This is a genomic window from Mesorhizobium sp. M0761 (genome assembly GCF_040320205.1).
Taxonomy (GTDB): domain Bacteria; phylum Pseudomonadota; class Alphaproteobacteria; order Rhizobiales; family Rhizobiaceae; genus Mesorhizobium.
Genome location: NZ_JAMYPF010000003.1, coordinates 386960 through 404452 on the forward strand (window position 1 = coordinate 386960; position 17493 = coordinate 404452).

20 protein-coding genes are annotated in these 17493 nt (G+C 62.6%); 8 read left to right on the forward strand and 12 right to left on the reverse strand.

Annotated elements, in window-relative coordinates; genetic code table 11:
* Positions 1-37 precede the first annotated feature (37 nt).
* Positions 38-565 carry a gamma carbonic anhydrase family protein gene (locus NKI32_RS07190; RefSeq protein ID WP_352513666.1) on the forward strand — a complete coding sequence of 176 codons (528 nt, stop codon included), beginning with the start codon at positions 38-40 and terminating at the stop codon, positions 563-565.
* Between the two features lie 244 nt (positions 566-809).
* On the opposite strand, the gene NKI32_RS07195 is transcribed toward NKI32_RS07190, so the two are convergent.
* From NKI32_RS07195 to NKI32_RS07205, 3 genes are all read right to left on the reverse strand, one after another.
* Positions 810-1418: a transglutaminase-like cysteine peptidase gene (locus tag NKI32_RS07195; RefSeq protein ID WP_352513667.1), complete on the reverse strand. Its 609-nt coding sequence runs from the start codon at positions 1416-1418 to the stop codon at positions 810-812.
* 288 nt (positions 1419-1706) lie between these two features.
* Positions 1707-2324 carry a PilZ domain-containing protein gene (locus NKI32_RS07200; RefSeq protein WP_023667501.1) on the reverse strand — a complete coding sequence of 206 codons (618 nt, stop codon included), beginning with the start codon at positions 2322-2324 and terminating at the stop codon, positions 1707-1709.
* Positions 2325-2448: 124 nt separating this feature from the next.
* Positions 2449-3084 carry a PAS domain-containing protein gene (locus NKI32_RS07205; protein ID WP_023695380.1) on the reverse strand — a complete coding sequence of 212 codons (636 nt, stop codon included), beginning with the start codon at positions 3082-3084 and terminating at the stop codon, positions 2449-2451.
* Between the two features lie 400 nt (positions 3085-3484).
* Here NKI32_RS07205 and NKI32_RS07210 point away from each other — a divergent pair, with 400 nt between their 5' ends.
* From NKI32_RS07210 to NKI32_RS07225, 4 genes are all read left to right on the forward strand, one after another.
* Positions 3485-4252 carry a rhomboid family intramembrane serine protease gene (locus tag NKI32_RS07210; RefSeq protein WP_353002398.1) on the forward strand — a complete coding sequence of 256 codons (768 nt, stop codon included), beginning with the start codon at positions 3485-3487 and terminating at the stop codon, positions 4250-4252.
* A 138-nt stretch (positions 4253-4390) separates the two neighbouring features.
* The gene (locus NKI32_RS07215; RefSeq protein ID WP_023667498.1) at positions 4391-4822 is read left to right on the forward strand and encodes a CBS domain-containing protein; all 432 of its coding nucleotides are present in this window, start codon (positions 4391-4393) and stop codon (positions 4820-4822) included.
* Positions 4823-5024: 202 nt separating this feature from the next.
* Positions 5025-6524, forward strand: a complete 1500-nt coding sequence (gene gatB / locus NKI32_RS07220) for an Asp-tRNA(Asn)/Glu-tRNA(Gln) amidotransferase subunit GatB (RefSeq protein ID WP_352513669.1) — start codon at positions 5025-5027, stop codon at positions 6522-6524.
* 4 nt (positions 6525-6528) lie between these two features.
* Complete coding sequence (locus NKI32_RS07225; protein ID WP_352513670.1) at positions 6529-7017, forward strand: GNAT family N-acetyltransferase; 489 nt, start codon at positions 6529-6531, stop codon at positions 7015-7017.
* A gap of 16 nt (positions 7018-7033) precedes the next feature.
* Here the strand turns inward: NKI32_RS07225 and NKI32_RS07230 are convergent, their stop codons facing one another.
* The 4 genes from NKI32_RS07230 to panB form a co-directional block, all read right to left on the reverse strand.
* Entirely contained in the window at positions 7034-8434 is a 1401-nt protein-coding gene (locus NKI32_RS07230) for an ArnT family glycosyltransferase (RefSeq protein WP_352513671.1), read from the reverse strand.
* Positions 8435-8616: 182 nt separating this feature from the next.
* On the reverse strand, positions 8617-9777 hold the full coding sequence (locus NKI32_RS07235; RefSeq protein ID WP_023830705.1) for a helix-turn-helix transcriptional regulator: 1161 nt from the start codon (positions 9775-9777) through the stop codon (positions 8617-8619).
* Positions 9778-10001: 224 nt separating this feature from the next.
* Positions 10002-10874 carry a pantoate--beta-alanine ligase gene (gene panC, locus NKI32_RS07240; protein ID WP_444849040.1) on the reverse strand — a complete coding sequence of 291 codons (873 nt, stop codon included), beginning with the start codon at positions 10872-10874 and terminating at the stop codon, positions 10002-10004.
* Entirely contained in the window at positions 10871-11644 is a 774-nt protein-coding gene (panB, locus tag NKI32_RS07245) for a 3-methyl-2-oxobutanoate hydroxymethyltransferase (RefSeq protein WP_502897917.1), read from the reverse strand. Before panB ends, panC begins: the two co-directional genes overlap by 4 nt.
* Before the next feature lie 380 nt (positions 11645-12024).
* Here panB and NKI32_RS07250 point away from each other — a divergent pair, with 380 nt between their 5' ends.
* From NKI32_RS07250 to NKI32_RS07260, 3 genes are all read left to right on the forward strand, one after another.
* On the forward strand, positions 12025-12423 hold the full coding sequence (locus NKI32_RS07250) for an NADH:ubiquinone oxidoreductase subunit NDUFA12 (RefSeq protein ID WP_023667491.1): 399 nt from the start codon (positions 12025-12027) through the stop codon (positions 12421-12423).
* Between the two features lie 115 nt (positions 12424-12538).
* Positions 12539-13090: a DUF2155 domain-containing protein gene (locus NKI32_RS07255; protein WP_352761448.1), complete on the forward strand. Its 552-nt coding sequence runs from the start codon at positions 12539-12541 to the stop codon at positions 13088-13090.
* A 74-nt stretch (positions 13091-13164) separates the two neighbouring features.
* Positions 13165-13548: a hypothetical protein gene (locus tag NKI32_RS07260; protein ID WP_023667489.1), complete on the forward strand. Its 384-nt coding sequence runs from the start codon at positions 13165-13167 to the stop codon at positions 13546-13548.
* A 42-nt stretch (positions 13549-13590) separates the two neighbouring features.
* Here NKI32_RS07260 and aat read toward each other — a convergent pair whose 3' ends face one another.
* The 5 genes from aat to NKI32_RS07285 form a co-directional block, all read right to left on the reverse strand.
* Positions 13591-14208: a leucyl/phenylalanyl-tRNA--protein transferase gene (gene aat, locus NKI32_RS07265; RefSeq protein WP_023667488.1), complete on the reverse strand. Its 618-nt coding sequence runs from the start codon at positions 14206-14208 to the stop codon at positions 13591-13593.
* A gap of 27 nt (positions 14209-14235) precedes the next feature.
* The gene (gene accC, locus NKI32_RS07270; RefSeq protein ID WP_023681497.1) at positions 14236-15579 is read right to left on the reverse strand and encodes an acetyl-CoA carboxylase biotin carboxylase subunit; all 1344 of its coding nucleotides are present in this window, start codon (positions 15577-15579) and stop codon (positions 14236-14238) included.
* Between the two features lie 10 nt (positions 15580-15589).
* Positions 15590-16054 carry an acetyl-CoA carboxylase biotin carboxyl carrier protein gene (gene accB, locus NKI32_RS07275; protein WP_023681496.1) on the reverse strand — a complete coding sequence of 155 codons (465 nt, stop codon included), beginning with the start codon at positions 16052-16054 and terminating at the stop codon, positions 15590-15592.
* A 26-nt stretch (positions 16055-16080) separates the two neighbouring features.
* The gene (aroQ, locus tag NKI32_RS07280) at positions 16081-16515 is read right to left on the reverse strand and encodes a type II 3-dehydroquinate dehydratase (protein WP_023667485.1); all 435 of its coding nucleotides are present in this window, start codon (positions 16513-16515) and stop codon (positions 16081-16083) included.
* A gap of 147 nt (positions 16516-16662) precedes the next feature.
* Complete coding sequence (locus NKI32_RS07285) at positions 16663-17466, reverse strand: DsbA family protein (protein ID WP_023695370.1); 804 nt, start codon at positions 17464-17466, stop codon at positions 16663-16665.
* Between the last annotated feature and the right edge of the window lie 27 nt (positions 17467-17493).

The window sequence follows — 17493 nt, forward strand, 5'->3', positions numbered from 1 at the left end:
GGGTTTGTCCCGGCCTGCGACGAATCGGAGACTGCAAATGCCGACCTATGCAATCGACGGAAAAGCGCCCCGCTTCGAGGATGCCGGCAGCAACTGGATTGCGCCCGATGCGACCTTGATCGGCGACATCAGCGTCGGCCGCAATGCCGGCTTCTGGTTTGGCGCAGTCATCCGCGGCGACAACGAGGCGATCGTCGTCGGTGCCGACAGCAATGTCCAGGAACACACGGTGATGCACACCGATCCCGGTTTTCCCCTGAGGATCGGGCAGGGCTGCACGATCGGCCACCGCGCCTTGCTGCATGGCTGCACGATCGGCGACAACAGCCTGATCGGCATGGGCGCCATCGTGCTCAACGGCGCCAGGATCGGCAGGAATTGCCTGGTCGGCGCCGGCGCACTGGTCACCGAAGGCAAGGAGTTCCCCGACAATTGCCTGATCGTCGGCTCCCCCGCGCGGGTGATCAGGACGCTGGACGATGCCGCGGTCGCCAAGCTGCGCGCCTCGGCCGCGCAATATGTCGCCAACGGCAAGCGCTTCAAGGCCGGGCTGAAAGAGGCCTGAACTCTATTCCTGTTTGACGATGATCTTTTCCGAACGGCAGGTCAGCGCAGAAAAAATCGTTTCTCGCTTTCGCTGACGCGGTCCTCCGGTTCGGGATCATGGTCCAGAAATGGTGGAGCCGGCCCGGGGACGGGGCCGGCTCCTTAAAACCCGGTCGTTGGGGACGGGGAGGGTGGGGACTCGACCGGGCTTTCTCGTTAGGCACGTCGCATTATTCGATGTGCTTGACCTCTGTGATGGCGTCCTAGCGGACGCTGGCAACCGCGTCGGCGCGACCGTCGTTGATCGTCACCCACACGCCGGAATTCTGGTCGGACTGGCGCTTCAGGTATGTATAGTCGGTGTCGGTCCAGGACAGCACCTTGGACTCCAGATTGTCGAGGATGAACTCGCCGAGGCTGGTGCGCACGGTCAGCACCGCGTGGCCGTCGCCATTTTGTTGGCGCGCCACGGTCATCAAGAGATTGCCGGCGGGAACGCCGAGCGCCATCAATTCGCGGCGCTTCTCCAGCGCATAGTCCTCGCAGTCGCCGAAGCCGCTGTCGGGATAGGACCAGACCTCTTCCTTACCCCAAATTTCCATATCGGTGCGCGGCACGATCCGGGTGTTGACCGAATTGTTGACGTCGACGATCGCCGCCCACAGCTTGCGGGTCAGTTCGACCGGTGCCTGCTTCGGCGTGCGCTGAGCGCACTCCTGCGGCAGCTTCTGGCAGAATTCGTAGTGACCGACCGGCTGTGTCGTGCGGCCGCCAGTGTGCATGTAGGCCGGTCCTGCTGCTTGCGCCGTTCCCCAAGCGGAAAGCTGCATCGCCATTGCCAAGAGCAACAGCTTGCCCCAAATCTTCGCCATTGGTCAGTCTCCCCGTTTGAGGAGACAATGACAGCGCTGGATTTATTTGACGCAAAAACCCGAAGTAGACATTGAGTAAAAGCTCAATAGAATACGCGTAAAATTTGACCTATTTTAATATAAAATCGTTCAGGTCTCGGCGTAAAACCGCGGTGTCGGGGCGCGGATTTCCGGGTGGAGCCGTGGATTTGCTGCGTGCCGCTACAAGCTGGAGAGGCAGGCGGAACGCCGGCAACAAAAAACCGGCCGCGCAGGGCCGGTTCGTTTTTGCTGCCTGTTGCCGATCGTTCAGGCGCGCGGGGCGTTGAACTCGGAATCGAGCGTTTCCGGGCGCTGGATGACGGCGAATTCGATGGCGACGCCATCCTCGAAATGACGCACCACCTGGCCACGCATGGTGCCCAGCATGACCTGGATGCCGAGCGCCGGCTTGACGTCGATCTCGACCGCCGCGCCCGACAGCGACAGGTCGATGATGCGGCACTGATACTGGCGCCCGTCGGTGAGTTGCAGGACGCTTGTCGGGTTGCGCGGCGCCACGCGTTCGTGGCGACGGTCTTCCGGCAGGTCGAGTTCATGCTTGTTGGCGAGCCAGGTCAACTGCGCGGCAAGCTTGTCCTTCTTGCGATCCGAGGCAATGACGGTCATGGCGAAGCCGTCCTGCGAGGTGCGCGTCACCACGCCCTCGATGCGGCCGATATGATCGATATAGGCAATGATTTTTTCGCCCGGCATGCCGACGCGCTCGGTGCGCAACGCGACATTGCCCGGCGACATGTCGACGACCTGGCAAGGGTGCTCGGTGCGGTCCTCCAGCATGAAGCGCCCGTAGATCTTGACCCGGACGCGCTGAAAGTTACGCCTTTCGGCGCGGGACGGTGCGTATTCGACCGCCGCTGACCTCATGACTGCCTACACCCCGTTGGCATTCCCGCGTCGTGCGTGGAATCTCGGCAAAAACTACAGCCAAGCAGGTTAACAAAGGGGAAAAGTGGGCCCCCGATAGTTAAGATTAGCGCCGGCTTGGAGACTATTGCTCGCGCCCGCCGTCGAACACGACGAGGTGGCGGATACGGCGCGACCGACCGAGCGCCGAGATGGTCTCCGGCGCTTCGAGTTCGGGAGCCAACGACGGAACGGATATTTCCGGCCGGTTTTTCAGGAACATCGGGTCCTTGTCGGGATCGATGACGCGGATGGCATCGATCAGCGCATCGGTGATCGGGTCGGCGCCCAGCCAGAACGGCTTTTCCACGGCGCTGATGACGCCGAGGCAGCGCGGGTTCTCGACGCCGCCATCGAGCGGCAGCGCAAGCAGTTCGAAGTGGTTGGAACGGCCGTTGCGGCTGAATCCCTCATAAGTGATCGACACCACGGATTTCTGCTCGAAAACGCCGTGAATGAGGCGCGACACCAGCCGCTGGTCCTTCTCACGCCATAGCGAGGGGAACGAAAACCCCTTGAGCTCGCGGCCGTAGCCGGCGCAAAGCCTGGTGCCGGCAAGCCGGAACACCGCTTCGCCGCGCGTATCCCTTTCCAGGATGAAGGTGTCGGCCAAAAGCGCCTTGATGTCGGCCGGTTCGACCTCCGAACGCTTTGGGGCAGGACGTCCACCACGCAGGCGATTCCAATAATGGAACAGCGCGATTGATCCGTTCTGGTTCATGCTATGAAACTCCGCGCATTCTGCCGTCTGATGGTCCCATCGGTGAACAGAAAGGGCGCCCTCCGATGACCTACATGCGTTCCGGAGCAGGATGCGTGCCAGCGTCGTTAAGACTTGTTCACGGGTCGGGGACGTTAAGGTTAACAAATGGTTTACGTTGCGCGCACAGGCTCGCCATGGCACACCAAAACCACTCCAGAAGCGGTCGTTTCGCGACGACCAACAGCACTTCGGTCAATAGTTTTAGGGGAGCAGGGGGCTCGACCAGCCGTTCAAGGGAAACCTTGGACGGCTTCTTTTTGATTCGCGGTTTGTGATTCGCGCTTTGTGATTCGTAGTTTGTGATTTGTCCGGGCATGGCCTAGATGCTCGCGACACGCAAATCCCTGGATCAGAGCATATGAGCGAACCGGCCGGCCCCTTGGAGACCGAACAGACCGAGGAGGCGCCGCCGCCGCGCCGCGAGCCGGTGTTCAACCTGCCACCGGCGGTGCTGGCGGTGATCGGCATCTGCGTTGCCGTCTTCCTGCTGCAGCAATATGTGCTGACCGAAGAGCAGCAGATAACATTGCTCACCGACGGCGCCTTCATTCCGGTCCTCTACACCCGCCAATACGGTTTCGACTGGTTCCTCTTCACCCGTCCTTTCACCTATGCCTTCATGCATGGTGGCGTTGCCCACATTGCCATCAACATGGTTGCGCTGGCCGCCTTCGGGTCGCCGCTGGCCAACCGTCTCGGCTGGTTCTGGTTCGCCTTGTTTTTCGCCGCCACCGGGCTGGCCGCGGTGGTGCTGTTCTGGGCGGTCCATCCATATGGCGAAGCACCGCTGGTCGGCGCTTCCGGGGCGATATCGGGCATGATGGGTGCGGCGGCTCGCTTCGGGTTCCGTACCGACCGCTCCTCCGGCAGGGCGGCATTTGCCGGTCCCGTGCTGCCGATCGCAATCGTTTTGCGCATGCGCGGCGTCGTCAATTTTCTCGGCGCCTGGATGGTCATCAATCTCGCCACCGGCCTTTACGGTCTCGGGCTCGGAGAACCCGGCCAGATCGCCTGGGAAGCGCACATTGGCGGCCTCGTCGCCGGCTTCTTCGGGTTGCGCTGGTTCGACCGGCGCTGGCGGGCGCCTGAATGGGAGATCCCCGACGACCAGCGCACCCCCGACTAGCGCACTCTATTGGGGCACCCCACTGGCCCACCCCACTGGCACACTTGAAAAGCAACCGATCACGGCGCACGATGTTCACTCTTATGTGAAGCCGGTCAGGGCGGGAGCTGGCTAGCCAAGCAGGAGGAGGAGGACGCCATGACGGTTAAGGCAATTCTCGAGAGAAAAGGCCATGACGTGTTCACGCTCGGGCCGAATGTAAAGCTCAGCGAAGCCATTCGAATCCTGGCCGACCACAAGATCGGTGCACTGGTCATCACCAATGGCGATCGCAAGATCGTCGGCATCCTTTCCGAGCGTGACATCGTGCGGGTCGTTGCCAGGGAAGGCGCTGCCGCACTTGATATAACGGTACGCTCGGCGATGACGCCGAAAGTGAAGATCTGCAACGAGAACCACACGGTCAACGAGGTGATGGAGATCATGACCAAAGGCCGTTTCCGCCATCTGCCGGTGGAAAAGGATGGGCTGCTCGACGGCATCGTGTCGATCGGCGACGTGGTCAAGCGCCGCATCGAGGATGTCGAGCGCGAGGCCGACGAAATCAGGGCCTATATCGCAACGGCCTGACCTGACGAAAGGACCGCCGACCGGAATACCGGCCGGCGGCGTTCATTCTATCGGTGCCGAGCGGCCGAAAGCGGCTGAAAAGCCAGCCCGCTGCTCTGCGCTGCTTTGGGCGCTTGTCTCGCGAAGCGGTTTGCACTAGCGAAGACCGATTACCCAAATTCGCGAAAATCGCAGTTTTCGCGAGCCAAAAGCGCAGGCCACCATGACCCTTATCGATACCCGCACGCCCGACGCCAAACGTTTTATCCCCGGCGCCACCGGCGATTGGGAGGTCATCATCGGCCTCGAGGTTCATGCGCAGGTGACCTCGGAAGCAAAGCTGTTTTCCGGGGCGTCGACGACTTTCGGCGCGGCGCCCAATGCCAATGTCAGTCTGGTCGACGCGGCCATGCCCGGCATGCTGCCGGTCATCAATGAGGAATGCGTCAAGCAGGCGATCCGCACCGGCCTCGGATTGAAGGCGCAGATCAACCACAAGTCGGTGTTCGACCGGAAAAACTATTTCTATCCCGACCTGCCGCAGGGTTACCAGATATCGCAGTTCAAGCAGCCGATCGTCGGCGAAGGCACGATCGTCATTTCGGTCGGTCCCGACCGGCAGGGCGAGTTCGAGGACATCGAGATCGGCATCGAGCGCCTGCACCTGGAGCAGGACGCCGGCAAGTCGATGCACGACCAGCATCCGACCATGTCCTATGTCGATCTCAACCGCTCCGGCGTGGCGCTGATGGAGATTGTCTCCAAGCCGGACATGCGCTCCGCCGACGAGGCCAAGGCGTATGTCACCAAGCTGCGCACCATCGTGCGCTATCTCGGCACTTGCGACGGCAACATGGACGAAGGCTCGATGCGCGCCGACGTCAACGTCTCCGTTCGCAGGCCCGGCGGCGAATTCGGTACGCGCTGTGAGATCAAGAACGTCAACTCGATCCGCTTCATCGGCCAGGCCATCGAGTTCGAGGCGCGCCGCCAGATCGCCATCCTCGAGGATGGCGGCAAGATCGATCAGGAAACCAGGCTGTTCGACGCCGTCAAAGGCGAGACGCGCTCGATGCGCAGCAAGGAAGAGGCGCATGACTACCGCTACTTCCCCGATCCCGACCTTTTGCCGCTGGAGTTCGACCAGGCCTATGTCGACGCGCTGGCCAAGGAGTTGCCGGAACTGCCCGACGACAAGAAGGCGCGCCTGATCTCCTCACTTGGCCTGTCGACATACGACGCCTCGATCCTGGTGTCGGAAAAGCCGATCGCCGACTATTTCGAGCAGGTGGCCTCGGGCCGCGACGGCAAGCTTGCCGCCAACTGGGTCATCAATGACCTGCTCGGCCAGCTTAACAAGGCCGGCAAGGGCATTGAAAATGCTCCTGTAACACCGGAGCAGCTCGGTGCCGTGATCGACCTGATCAAGGAAGGCACCATCTCCGGCAAGATCGCCAAGGATCTGTTCGAGATCGTCTGGAACGAGGGCGGCGATCCGCGCCAGTTGGTCGAAAGCCGCGGCATGAAGCAGGTCACCGACACCGGCGCCATCGAGAAAGCGGTCGACGAGGTGATCGCCGCCAACCCCGACAAGGTCGAGCAGGCTCGCGCCAAGCCGACCATGGCCGGCTGGTTCGTCGGCCAGGTGATGAAAGCCACCGGCGGCAAGGCCAACCCGCAGGCGGTCAACGATCTGGTCAAGGCCAAGCTCGGTATCGAATAGAACAATGTTCGTCCGCACCGCCAGCGAACGTGACCTTGCCGCCGTCCGCGCGCTGCTGGTCGAAACCTGGCACGCAACCTACGACACGATCTATGGCGCCCAGCGGGTGACCGAAATTACCGACGACTGGCATTCGATCGCCTCGCTCAAGGCGCGGCTGACAAGGCCGAACTCGGAATTCCTGGTCGCCGATGACGGCAAGCGTATCGGCGGCATGGCTTTTGCCGCCGCAACGACGGATGCGAAGATCGTGCTGCTGAACCAGCTCTATGTACTGCCGGCCTGCCAGCGGCAAGGCATCGGCCAGGCCTTGCTGGACGAGGTCGAAGCCAGCTTTCCCGAGGCGAACAGGTTGCGCGTCGAGGTGGAAGAGGCCAACGTGCCGGCCATCGCCTTCTACCGTTCGAAGGGATTTTTGCCGGTCGGCAGCACAGCCGATTGCGGCGGCGGTTCGGGGTTGCCGGCGCTGATCTTCGAGAAGCCGCTGGGATAGGCGTCCGGCGAAACGTTCAGTGCTGTCCCTTCAGGACGACCAGATAGCCGCGTTCCACCGGCTGCCGGAAGGCGATCTGTTCGGATGTGCCCGGATCTTTCGATTGCTTTTCGATGACGTAGCCGCCGGGATGAGACTTGAGCCATTCCTCAGGCTTGTCGGCGTTCTCGAATGGCTTCTCTATTCGCCCAAGGAAACCGACCTCGCCCTGATAGTCGTAAGCGACGGCCCAGTCCGCGTCCTTTCGTTCGTCGATGAAGCTCGCCAGCGGCGTGAGATCGTAGCGTTTGAACACGGTTGCCGAGGCGGCGGCGTGGCCGATGGCGAAAAGGGCAAGCATGACAAAGGCCGTAGCCCTCAGCCTGGCGACTGAAATCTCGGCCATGAAGTAGCCCAGCAGAATGGTCGCGAATGGTAGTGCCGGCACGACATAGTGCGGCTGCTTGCCGGATATGGCGCTGAAGACCAGCAGCACCGCAATGAACGAGAACGACAGCAGGCGCAGGGCACGCAGATCCGGGGATTTGGTGTCGATCAGGCTGCGTATCCGGGCAACCGGCCTCAGCCGCCACACCGGGGGGATAAAGCCCCAGGGCACGAACATGAGCGGCAACAGCATCAGGTAAAAGTAAAACGGCCGGCCATGCGAATTGTGCAGGCTTCCGGTAACCCGACCTGCCGACTGGTTCCACACGAGATCGTAGACGAAACTACCCTTGGTCAGGATGGTCGCGGGCGCCAGCCATATGGCGACCGGGACAAGGGCGGCGAGAATTGCCAGGCCGGCTCCGGCAAAGAACTGCAAAGGGGCAAGGCCGGCTCGCCGGTCACGCCAGAGGGGATAGAGCAGGACGGGCGCGCCGATGTGAATGAGCACGACCGGGCCTTTGGCCAGCACGCCGAGCCCGATGAAGAGACCCGCCAGCACCGCCTGCCAGCGGTTGCCGGTCCTGGCGAAGCCCAGCAACGCCAGCAGTGCGGCGACCACACAGGCCGTCAAAAGCATGTCGAACAGGATCAGGGTCGAATAGATGACAAAGACGGTGCTGCCGGCCACCAGCCAGGGGATGCGGCTGGCGATGTCCTGGCGCTCGGGAAACAGGGTTTTGGCCAGAAGCGTCGTCAGCCAGATGACCAGCGACGAGGCGGCGAAGATGACGAGCATCGCCGCCGCGCGGCTCACACCGAAGATGTTCCAAGAGAGATCGATGAGCCAGAACAACAGCGGCGGCTTCTGCAGATAGGGCGCAAAGTTCATCGTCGGTACGAAGACATGTCCACCGAGATACATCTCCCAGGCGACGCTGAGATAGCGCGTCTCATCGACCGGCAGTAGCGGACGGAAAGCGAGCGCGATGCAAAGCAGGGCCAGCAGGAAGAGGTAAGGCAGCAGCCGTTCAATTCGTGTCGGTATCAAGTTCGGGGACCGCCCAGGAAATCGTTTCCACGTCCGGTCGTGCACGATGCACCGTCTCCGGACCGGAGCAGAACCGCACCATGATTTTGGCCGAATTGCAACGATGCCGGCTTGGTATTGTGGATTACGCCTGCGTACCGGCAAATAGTTGAAAGATTTGACGATTGGCTCCGAGTATGGCTTCAGGCCGAGCGCAGCGGCGGCGTCAATTCGCGCATCAGGAGTTCCAGCTCTCGCTGGTCGCCGGTGGCGGTCTTGTCGAAGATCGTTGCCAGCTGTGATTTGACGGTGCCGTCCGAGACGCCGCTGGCAGCCGCGATTTCACGCCGTGTCAGCCCGGCGGCGACATGGCCGGCGACACGCTTTTCCGCTGCTGTCAGTCCGAACAGTGCAGCGATCGCTTCCAGCGCCGGCACTGATGTGGCGCCGGCGGCGGCAATGAAGATGGCCGCGGCGGCGCGCGGCGATATGCGGGCCGAAATGTCGCGTCGCGCCAGAGGCATGACATGCGCCACCGCCGGAGACATGGCCTTCACCAGCGGAATGTTGATGCCGGACGGTCCGAGCGCGAATTCGTCGCGCGTGCCGAGCTGGACGGCGCGGCCGATGGCGGTGTTGGCGTTGGCATAAGCGAAGGACAGCTGGCCGCGCACCGAGGACACTGAGGCGGTTTCGGTGAGCAGGGCTTCGGCTGCCCGATTGGCGAAAATGATCTGCATATCGTCGGCGACGATCAGCACCGGATGGTCGAGGCTCTCGAGGATCGAGCGAAAGACGTCGGCCTTGCGCCGCTCGGCCTCGAACAGGTCGCCGATGGTCACCGCACGCCGGACATGGGGGGCGAGCGTGGACATCAGGTCGATATCCCTGGCTGAAATCTGGGGCCTGTCCTTGTCGGTAACCACCATCAGCGTGCCGGTGCGCGCCGGCTGCTTCATCAGCGCTACCCAGAAGAAATCGTCGAGACGGTTGGGTTCCACCCACTCGCGCACGATGCGGCTTTCGAGCCAGTTCTGGCGGGCGTCAGGGCCTTGCAGGGCGTAGACGCTGTCGACGGTGAACGGTATGTCGACTTCCATCTTCGGCACCGCCTTGAAAAAGGGCACCTCGCAGGCGTAGTCGCGCTGCAGCGGCTCAAGCAGAACCGGATCGCCGCAGGAAGTCGAAAACCGGGCCGAGTTTCTCGCCGTATCGACGACCGCCAGCATGGCAAGCCGGCCGAGCGCCAATTTGCAGATTGATTCAAGCGTCGATGGCCAACGGCCGACATCGACAATCGAATCGTAGATTGCCTCGACGATCTGCGGCAGGGCGCGACCGACTATGTTGGCCTGGACAGACACGTAGAGCCTCGTAAGGATTGCAGCGTAGTGGCAGGTCACACACTGTCTCTGCCTGGGGTCGCACACAACATAGCCGGCTTGGTTACGTCTGTGAAACGTCTCACAGCGGCGTTCGGTGTATCGTGAGCGCTTACGGGCCGGCCAGAACGTACCTGATGAGCCGTTGTCTAAGAGCGCTCGGGCCGCTCTGCGATACAAATCAAAGTGAACGGAATTGGAATTTTTCAGGGAATAAATGAGTAAACTTCCACATTGTCGATCAACCTGGTTCTGCCAAGCCACGCCGCGGCAAGCAGGCGGCCATCGCCGTCACGCCGCCACGAGGTGAGCGTCAGGCTCTCGCGCGCGGCGACATAGTCGACGCTGTCGAAGCCTGCCTCGAGAAGCGCGGCAGTGGCTTTACCGGTCACGCCGTTTTCATCGGCACCGGCCGCGAGCGCTGCCGCCGTCTGGCGCAAGATGACATTGAGCTGTCGCGCGACGTCGAGCTCGGCGGCGTCGAGATAGGCGTTGCGCGACGACATTGCCAGGCCATGCGCATCGCGCACGGTTGGCGCGCCGACGATTTCCACCGGAAGGTCAAGATCGCGGCAGAGCTTTCGGACGACGCAAAGCTGCTGGTAGTCTTTTTCGCCGAAGATGGCGTAGTCGGGCAGGGCTTGCAGAAAGAGCTTGGCCACGACCGTGGCGACGCCCTCGAAGAAGGTCGGCCTGAAATCCGATTCCAGGCCAGAAGACGGGCCGCCGACCGAAATCTTCGTCGCAAAGCCTGCCGGATACATTTCGGAAACCGTAGGCGTGAAGGCAAGCTGTGCGCCGGCCTCGGTCAGCCGGTCGAGATCGCGGGCCAGCTGCCGCGGATACTTGTCGAGATCTTCAGTGGGGGCGAACTGGGCCGGGTTGACGAAGATGGAGACGACGCAGCGATCGGCCGTTGCGAGCGCAGCCCCGACCAGCGAGATATGGCCGTCATGCAAAGCGCCCATGGTCGGCACCATGGCGACGCTCAGGCCTTCGCGCCGCCATTCGCGGATCTGCGCGCGAAGGCCGGGCACGGTGTCGACGACGAGCGGCTGGCGGATGGGGGGCCGGTTCATGCCTTGTCCTTGTCGCTCGCGGCTGAAAAGACGTGGCCCGGCCCGGGGAAGGTGCGGCTGCGCACCTCCGCCGCATAACGCGCCGCGGCATCGGCGACAGCGCTGCGCAAATCGGCGTATTCCTTGACGAATTTCGGCACCCGGTCGACCGTCAGGCCGACCATGTCGTCGATGACCAGGATCTGGCCGTCGCAATCGCGGCTGGCGCCGATGCCGATGGTAGGAATGGTAATGTGCCGGGTGAGGTCGGCGGCAACGGTCTCGACCGTGCCTTCGATGACCAGCGAAAACGCGCCGGCCTTTGCGACCGCGTCGGCGTCGCGCATGAGCGCGGCCACATTCTCCGGCGTGCGGCCCTTGATCTTGTAGCCACCGTCCTTTTCCACCGATTGCGGCTGCAAGCCGATATGGCCCATCACTGGAATGCCGGCCGTGACGATTGCGGCGATCTGGAGGGCGACTTCGACGCCGCCTTCCAGCTTCACCGCCTCGCAGCCGGTTTCCTCAGAGATGCGGCGCGCCGAGGCAAGGGCTTGCGCGGCCGAAGTCTCGTAGCTGCCGGCCGGCATGTCGACCACCACGCAGGCCTTTGACGAACCGCGCATCACGGCCTGGCCATGGGCGATCATCATCTCCAGCGAGGCGCCGAGCGTGGTCTTGTGGCCATGCAGCACCATGGCAACGCTGTCGCCGACCAGGAGAAGGTCGACATGATCGTCGAGCAGGCGGGCGACGGGATAGGTGTAAGCGGTAAGGCATACGACCGGCACGCCGCCCTTGCGGGCGCGTATTGTCTCGCACTGATCCTGGCGACAGCTAAGGCCATTCCTCACCTCCCGCAGCCGGCGTTGACTACAGCGCCGCGCGTCCCGTGGACGCGCAAAGGACGCTGTAGCACTTTGGTTTGCGCATGATCCTTTCCGAAAATCGATTTCGATTTTCGGGGTCATGCGGCAGCGCCGAGCGATGAGAGCTTTAGGAAGACGCAGCCGGCTTGGCAAGCGTCGGTTCGCAGGTGCGAAATGGATCGGCCAATGACCGAGCGTTTCGGCATGCCGTCAGTGCCGCAGGCGCCGCAAAACCCTTGCCTTCGCCAAGGCCTGACGCCATAAGCAGGGACAGCCACCGCCGCGCGCCCGCGAGGATCTGAATGAAAACTTTCCTTCTGCAGTTTTTCACCTGGTGGAACCGCCAGACGCTGGGAACCCGTTTTCACACCTGGCGCCACGGCAACAAGGTCGGCCAGGATGGGGCCGGCAACGTCTACTACGAAGGCGGCGTCGATTCGGAAGGCCGCACCCGCCGCTGGGTCATCTACGCCAATTATTCGGAGGCGTCGGCGATCCCCCCGGGCTGGCACGGCTGGATGCATCACCGCGTCGATGTGGCGCCGCCAAGCGATGACTATCGGCCGCGCGAATGGGAAAAGGCGCATGAGCCGAACCTCACGGGAACACCGGCGGCTTATCGCCCAAAGGGTTCCGTGCTCACCAATCAGCACCGTCCGCAGGTGACGGGCGACTACGATGCGTGGACGCCTGGTTCTTGACCGCCGGCCGGTCCTTTGTCGCCACAATTGGCGTTTAGCTGCTTGCTGATATGACAACGGCGAATAGCCTTGGGCGTGACAGAATCACCCGGGCCCAAACCACCGGTATCTCCGCATGAACATTTTCAGCCTGACATCGATGGCCGGACTGGCGGCAATTGGCGCTATCGCCATGTTCCCGACAGCGTTTGCCGCGGCGCAGGCGCCTGCGGCAGCACCCGCAATCTCCGATCGCATCACCAATCCGGTCGCCGAATTTGCCGGCATCGACAAGATCACCGGCCGTATCATCACCTTCGATGTCTACATCGACGAAACCGTGCAGTTCGGCGCTTTGCAGGTGACGCCGCGCATCTGCTATTCGCGGCCGGAGAATGAAGAGCCGAAGACCGATTCCTTCGTCGAAGTCGACGAAATCACGCTCGACCGCAAGATCCGCCGCATCTTCACCGGCTGGATGTTCGCCGAGAGCCCCGGCCTAAACGCCGTCGAGCACGCCGTCTATGACGTCTGGCTAAAGGGCTGCAAGCAGAAGTCGGATGTGCCGCCGCCCGACGCGGCCAATGCCGAGACGCCCAAGGTCGACACGTCCAAGCCAAAGCCTACCGCTGCTCCGGCCGCCGAACAGCCGGACCCCACGGAGCCTGACGCGACCAACACCAACTGATCCCCGGAACCGTCATGGCCACCATGCGTTGGGCCATGGACGACCGCGCATTTGCGCGCTTGGAGGATATTCTGATGTCGGACAGCAAACGGATCACGGCCAGCAAAGACGACCTGCTCGAACTCGAAAAGGGGTTCTGGACGGGCGACGAAGCTTATTACGCCGCCAATGTCGACACAGAATGCCTGGTGGCGTTTCCTGAGATGGCACAGGCAATGGACAATGCCGATCTGGCCAAGACCGCGACCAAGCCCAACCGCTGGCGCGACCTTCAGATCGACCTCAAGGGTATCATCGAGCCCGGCAGCGACATTATCATGCTGACCTATGAGGCTCATGCGACACGGGAAAACGGCGAGCCCTACGCGGCGCTGGTCAGCACCGGCTATGTCCACCGTGTCAACGGCTGGAAGATGATGTTCCATTCGCAGACGCCGATGGAAACCGCGAAGGGCTGACCCCTTTCACCGGTCGAGCCGGCTCGGCCGCTCGGTCTCCGATCAGGGATAAAAAACGGCTTCGCCCTTCAGCGCCTCGGCCAACATCTTCTCGTATTTGACGCGCGGCACGTCGACCGCGCCGAAGCGTTTGAGATGCTCAGTGGTGAATTGCGTGTCGAGCAGGGCAAAGCCGCGCGCCTTCAGCCGCTCGACCAGATGATACAGGCAGGTCTTGGACGCGTCGGTTTCCCGGGCGAACATGCTTTCGCCGAAGAACACGCGACCGAGCGACACGCCATAGAGGCCGCCGACCAGCCGTTCCTCGCGCCATGCCTCGACCGAATGGCAGTGCCCAAGACGGTGCAGCTCGATATAGGCTTCGCGGATCGGCGCGTTGATCCAGGTCGAGCGGCGCTCCTCGCGCTTTTCGGCGCAGCCGTCGATCGTCGCCTCGAAATCGAAATCGAAGCGGATGTCGAACGGGTGCTTGCGGATCGTCTTCTTCAAGCTCTTCGGCGTGTGGAAGCCATCGAGCGGAATGATGCCGCGCGTCTCCGGCCGCACCCAGAACACTTCCGGGTCGGAAGCGCTCTCGGCCATCGGGAAGACGCCCGAGGCATAGGCCTTGAGCAACAGGTCGGTCGGAATGCGATAGCCGGGAGCGTAAGGGCGGGTCATCGCGGCATCATAGCGGCAATTCGGGCGCTATTCCTCTTTGGCCAGATACTTTTCCAGCCAGTGGATGTCGTAGTCGCCATTGGCGATATCGGCATTGCCGACCAGGTCGCGAAACAGCGGCAGTGTCGTCTTGATGCCATCGACGACGAACTCGTCGAGCGCCCGGCGCAGCCGCATCATGCATTCGACGCGGTTGCGGCCGTGCACGATCAGCTTGCCGATCAGGCTGTCATAATAGGGCGGGATCTTGTAGCCGGAATAGACACCGGAATCGACGCGGATGCCGAGACCGCCAGGCGTGTGGAAATGCGTAATCGTGCCGGGCGAAGGCGTGAAGGTGCGCGGGTCCTCGGCATTGATGCGGCATTCTATGGCGTGGCCGTTGAACTTGATGTCCTCCTGGCGCACCGAAAGCCCGCCGCCGGAGGCAACGCGGATCTGTTCGTGGACCAGATCGATGCCGGTGATCGCCTCCGTCACCGGATGCTCGACCTGCAGCCGCGTGTTCATCTCGATGAAGTAGAACTCGCCATTCTCGTACAGGAATTCGATGGTGCCTGCGCCGGAGTAGCCGAGGTCGGCGATGGCCTTGGCACAGATATTGCCGATGCGGGCGCGCTCCTCGGCGTTGAGGGCCGGCGAGGGCGCCTCTTCCCAGACTTTCTGGTGGCGGCGTTGCAGCGAACAGTCGCGCTCGCCGAAATGCACGCCGCGGCCGGCGCCGTCGCCGAATACCTGGACCTCGATGTGGCGCGGCTTTTCCAAGTATTTCTCGATGTAGACGGCATCGTCGCCGAAGGCCGCGCCGGCCTCCGTGCTGGCTGTCTGCAAGGCGATCTCGAGGTCAGCCTCGGTAAGGGCGACCTTCATACCGCGCCCGCCACCGCCTGCCGATGCCTTGATGATCACGGGATAGCCGATCTCGGCGGCAATGCGCCTGGCTTCCTTTTGATCGGTGACGGCGCCGTCGGAGCCCGGCACAACCGGAATGCCGAGCCGCTTTGCGGTGCGCTTGGCCTCGATCTTGTCGCCCATGATGCGGATGTGGTCGCCCGACGGGCCGATGAAGGTGATGTTGTGGGCGGCGAGAATGTCGGCGAACTTGGCGTTTTCCGACAGGAAGCCATAGCCCGGATGCACGGCATCGGCGCCTGTGATCTCGCAGGCTGCGACGATCTGGTGGATGTTGAGATAGCTGTCGCGCGACGGCGGCGGACCGATGCACACGCTTTCGTCGGCGAGCCTGACATGCATGGCGTCAGCGTCGGCGGTCGAATGCACGACCACGGTCTGGATGCCGAGTTCCTTGCAGGCGCGCAGCACCCGAAGCGCGATTTCGCCGCGGTTGGCGATGAGGATCTTCTGGAACATCCGGCCCGCTCTACTCGATCACGACGAGCGGCATGCCGTACTCGACCGGCTGGCCGTCCTCGAACAGGATCGCCGTCACCGTGCCGGCGCGCGGCGAAGGGATCTGGTTCATCGTCTTCATCGCTTCGATGATCAGCAGCGTCTGGCCTTCCTTGACCTTCTGGCCGACTTCGATGAAGGCCTTGGCGTCGGGCGAGGGCGCGAGATAAGCGGTGCCGACCATCGGCGAGGGGACCGCGTTCTTGGACGGATCGGCCACTGCTGGTGCGGCAGCCGCGCCCGCCGCGGGCTGCTGCGCTGCCGGAGCATAACCGGCCTGCGGTGCGGCGATGGCGTGGACGGCCGGCGCCTGGCGCGACACGCGCACCTTCAGGTCGCCGAGCTCGACTTCGATCTCGGTGAGATTGGTGTCGTTCAGTATGCCCGCGAGATCGCGGATCAGTTGCTGGTCAACACCGGTCTTCTTTATCGACATTTTCGAGCCTTCTGTTTGTGGGCCGGTCATAGGCGTGCCGCCAGCGCCTGCAGCGCCAGCGAGTAGCCAAGCGGCCCGAACCCGCAGATCATGCCGACAGCGACCGGCGCGACCATGGAGACGTGGCGGAATGGTTCCCGCGCGTGGATGTTGGAGAGGTGAACTTCGGCGACGGGCAGCGGCGCGACAGCGCGGATGGCGTCGTGAATGGCAATCGAGGTGTGGCTGTAGGCACCCGGATTGATGACGATGCCGGCTGCCTTGTCGCCGGCTTCCTGGATCCAGTCGACGAGGTCGCCCTCATGGTTCGACTGGCGAAAATCAATCTCGAGGCCAAGGGCGGCGCCCGCCTGCTTACAGTCGTCGGCGATCGCGGCAAGCGTCTTGCCGCCATAGATGCCCGGCTCGCGCTTGCCGAGCGCGTTCAGGTTGGGGCCGTTCAGGACGAAAATCGTTTTCAAAAATGCCGACCTTTTCCGACGCCGGCCTCAAGCCGGCGCGCAGGGCCTTCTATAATGGGCATAGCCGCCCGCGGAAAGAGCACAAGTGCGATCTTTCACTGTCCACAACAGGCGGAAATGTGCCCGTGAGAAGGCTCGCGTGCAAGATCAGAGCGCGGCTTTCGCCGCCTCGATCTTTTCGGCCAGCACTTCCTGGCCGAGCGCGCCGAACACCACTTCATTGCCGACGACATAGGACGGCGTTCCGGTGATGGCCAGCTTGTTGGCGAGGTCGAAGGTCTTGGAGAAGGCCTCGGTGATGGTCGGGTCCTTCATCTTCTCGCGCAATTTCGCCTCATCGGCGCCTAGCGACAGCGCAACCTTGATGGCCGCCGCCTCGGTAGCGCGACCCTGGCCGCCGAGCAGGGCGTTGTGGAACTCGCCGTATTTCTCCGGATGCATCAGGTGGAAAGCCATCGAGACGACGCTGGCCTTTTGCGAATCCGGCCCGAGGATCGGGAATTCCTTGAGCACGAAGCGCAGCTCCGGATCGGCCTTTGTCAGAGCCTGCATGTCGTCGATGGCGCGTTTGCAGAAGCCGCAATTGTAGTCGTAGAATTCGACGATGGTGACCTTGCCCTTCGGATTGCCGACGACGCCGTCGAAGGTCGAGTTGAAAATCTCGGACTTGGCCTTCTCGATGACGCCGAGGCTGGCTATGCGCTGCTCTTCCTTCTGCTTGGCCTCGAGCGCCTCCTGCACTTCGAGCAGCACTTCGGGGTTCTTCAGGAGATAGTCGCGGATAATGCCCTCGACCTCAGTGCGATCGATCTTGGTGTCGGCAGAGGCGGTTTGCGCGGTCTGCGCCGTGCCGGCCTTGGCCACCTGCGGACTGCCGGCGACGAACCCGAAAGCGAGCATGGCAAGAGCAGCCGCCACTCCCGTCGTGCCGAGCAATATTGCCTTGTTCATCGTCTCATCCTCTTTACCGGTTCCGGT

Bases quoted from the DNA above. Each gene is read 5' to 3' on its own strand.
- NKI32_RS07190 (WP_352513666.1), top strand. From the start codon at position 38: ATGCCGACCTATGCAATCGACGGAAAAGCGCCCCGCTTCGAGGATGCC.
- NKI32_RS07195 (WP_352513667.1), bottom strand. From the start codon at position 1,418: ATGGCGAAGATTTGGGGCAAGCTGTTGCTCTTGGCAATGGCGATGCAG.
- NKI32_RS07200 (WP_023667501.1), bottom strand. From the start codon at position 2,324: ATGAGGTCAGCGGCGGTCGAATACGCACCGTCCCGCGCCGAAAGGCGT.
- NKI32_RS07205 (WP_023695380.1), bottom strand. From the start codon at position 3,084: ATGAACCAGAACGGATCAATCGCGCTGTTCCATTATTGGAATCGCCTG.
- NKI32_RS07210 (WP_353002398.1), top strand. From the start codon at position 3,485: ATGAGCGAACCGGCCGGCCCCTTGGAGACCGAACAGACCGAGGAGGCG.
- NKI32_RS07215 (WP_023667498.1), top strand. From the start codon at position 4,391: ATGACGGTTAAGGCAATTCTCGAGAGAAAAGGCCATGACGTGTTCACG.
- gatB (WP_352513669.1), top strand. From the start codon at position 5,025: ATGACCCTTATCGATACCCGCACGCCCGACGCCAAACGTTTTATCCCC.
- NKI32_RS07225 (WP_352513670.1), top strand. From the start codon at position 6,529: ATGTTCGTCCGCACCGCCAGCGAACGTGACCTTGCCGCCGTCCGCGCG.
- panC (WP_444849040.1), bottom strand. From the start codon at position 10,874: ATGAACCGGCCCCCCATCCGCCAGCCGCTCGTCGTCGACACCGTGCCC.
- NKI32_RS07250 (WP_023667491.1), top strand. From the start codon at position 12,025: ATGAAAACTTTCCTTCTGCAGTTTTTCACCTGGTGGAACCGCCAGACG.
- NKI32_RS07255 (WP_352761448.1), top strand. From the start codon at position 12,539: ATGAACATTTTCAGCCTGACATCGATGGCCGGACTGGCGGCAATTGGC.
- NKI32_RS07260 (WP_023667489.1), top strand. From the start codon at position 13,165: ATGTCGGACAGCAAACGGATCACGGCCAGCAAAGACGACCTGCTCGAA.
- aat (WP_023667488.1), bottom strand. From the start codon at position 14,208: ATGACCCGCCCTTACGCTCCCGGCTATCGCATTCCGACCGACCTGTTG.
- accC (WP_023681497.1), bottom strand. From the start codon at position 15,579: ATGTTCCAGAAGATCCTCATCGCCAACCGCGGCGAAATCGCGCTTCGG.
- accB (WP_023681496.1), bottom strand. From the start codon at position 16,054: ATGTCGATAAAGAAGACCGGTGTTGACCAGCAACTGATCCGCGATCTC.
- NKI32_RS07285 (WP_023695370.1), bottom strand. From the start codon at position 17,466: ATGAACAAGGCAATATTGCTCGGCACGACGGGAGTGGCGGCTGCTCTT.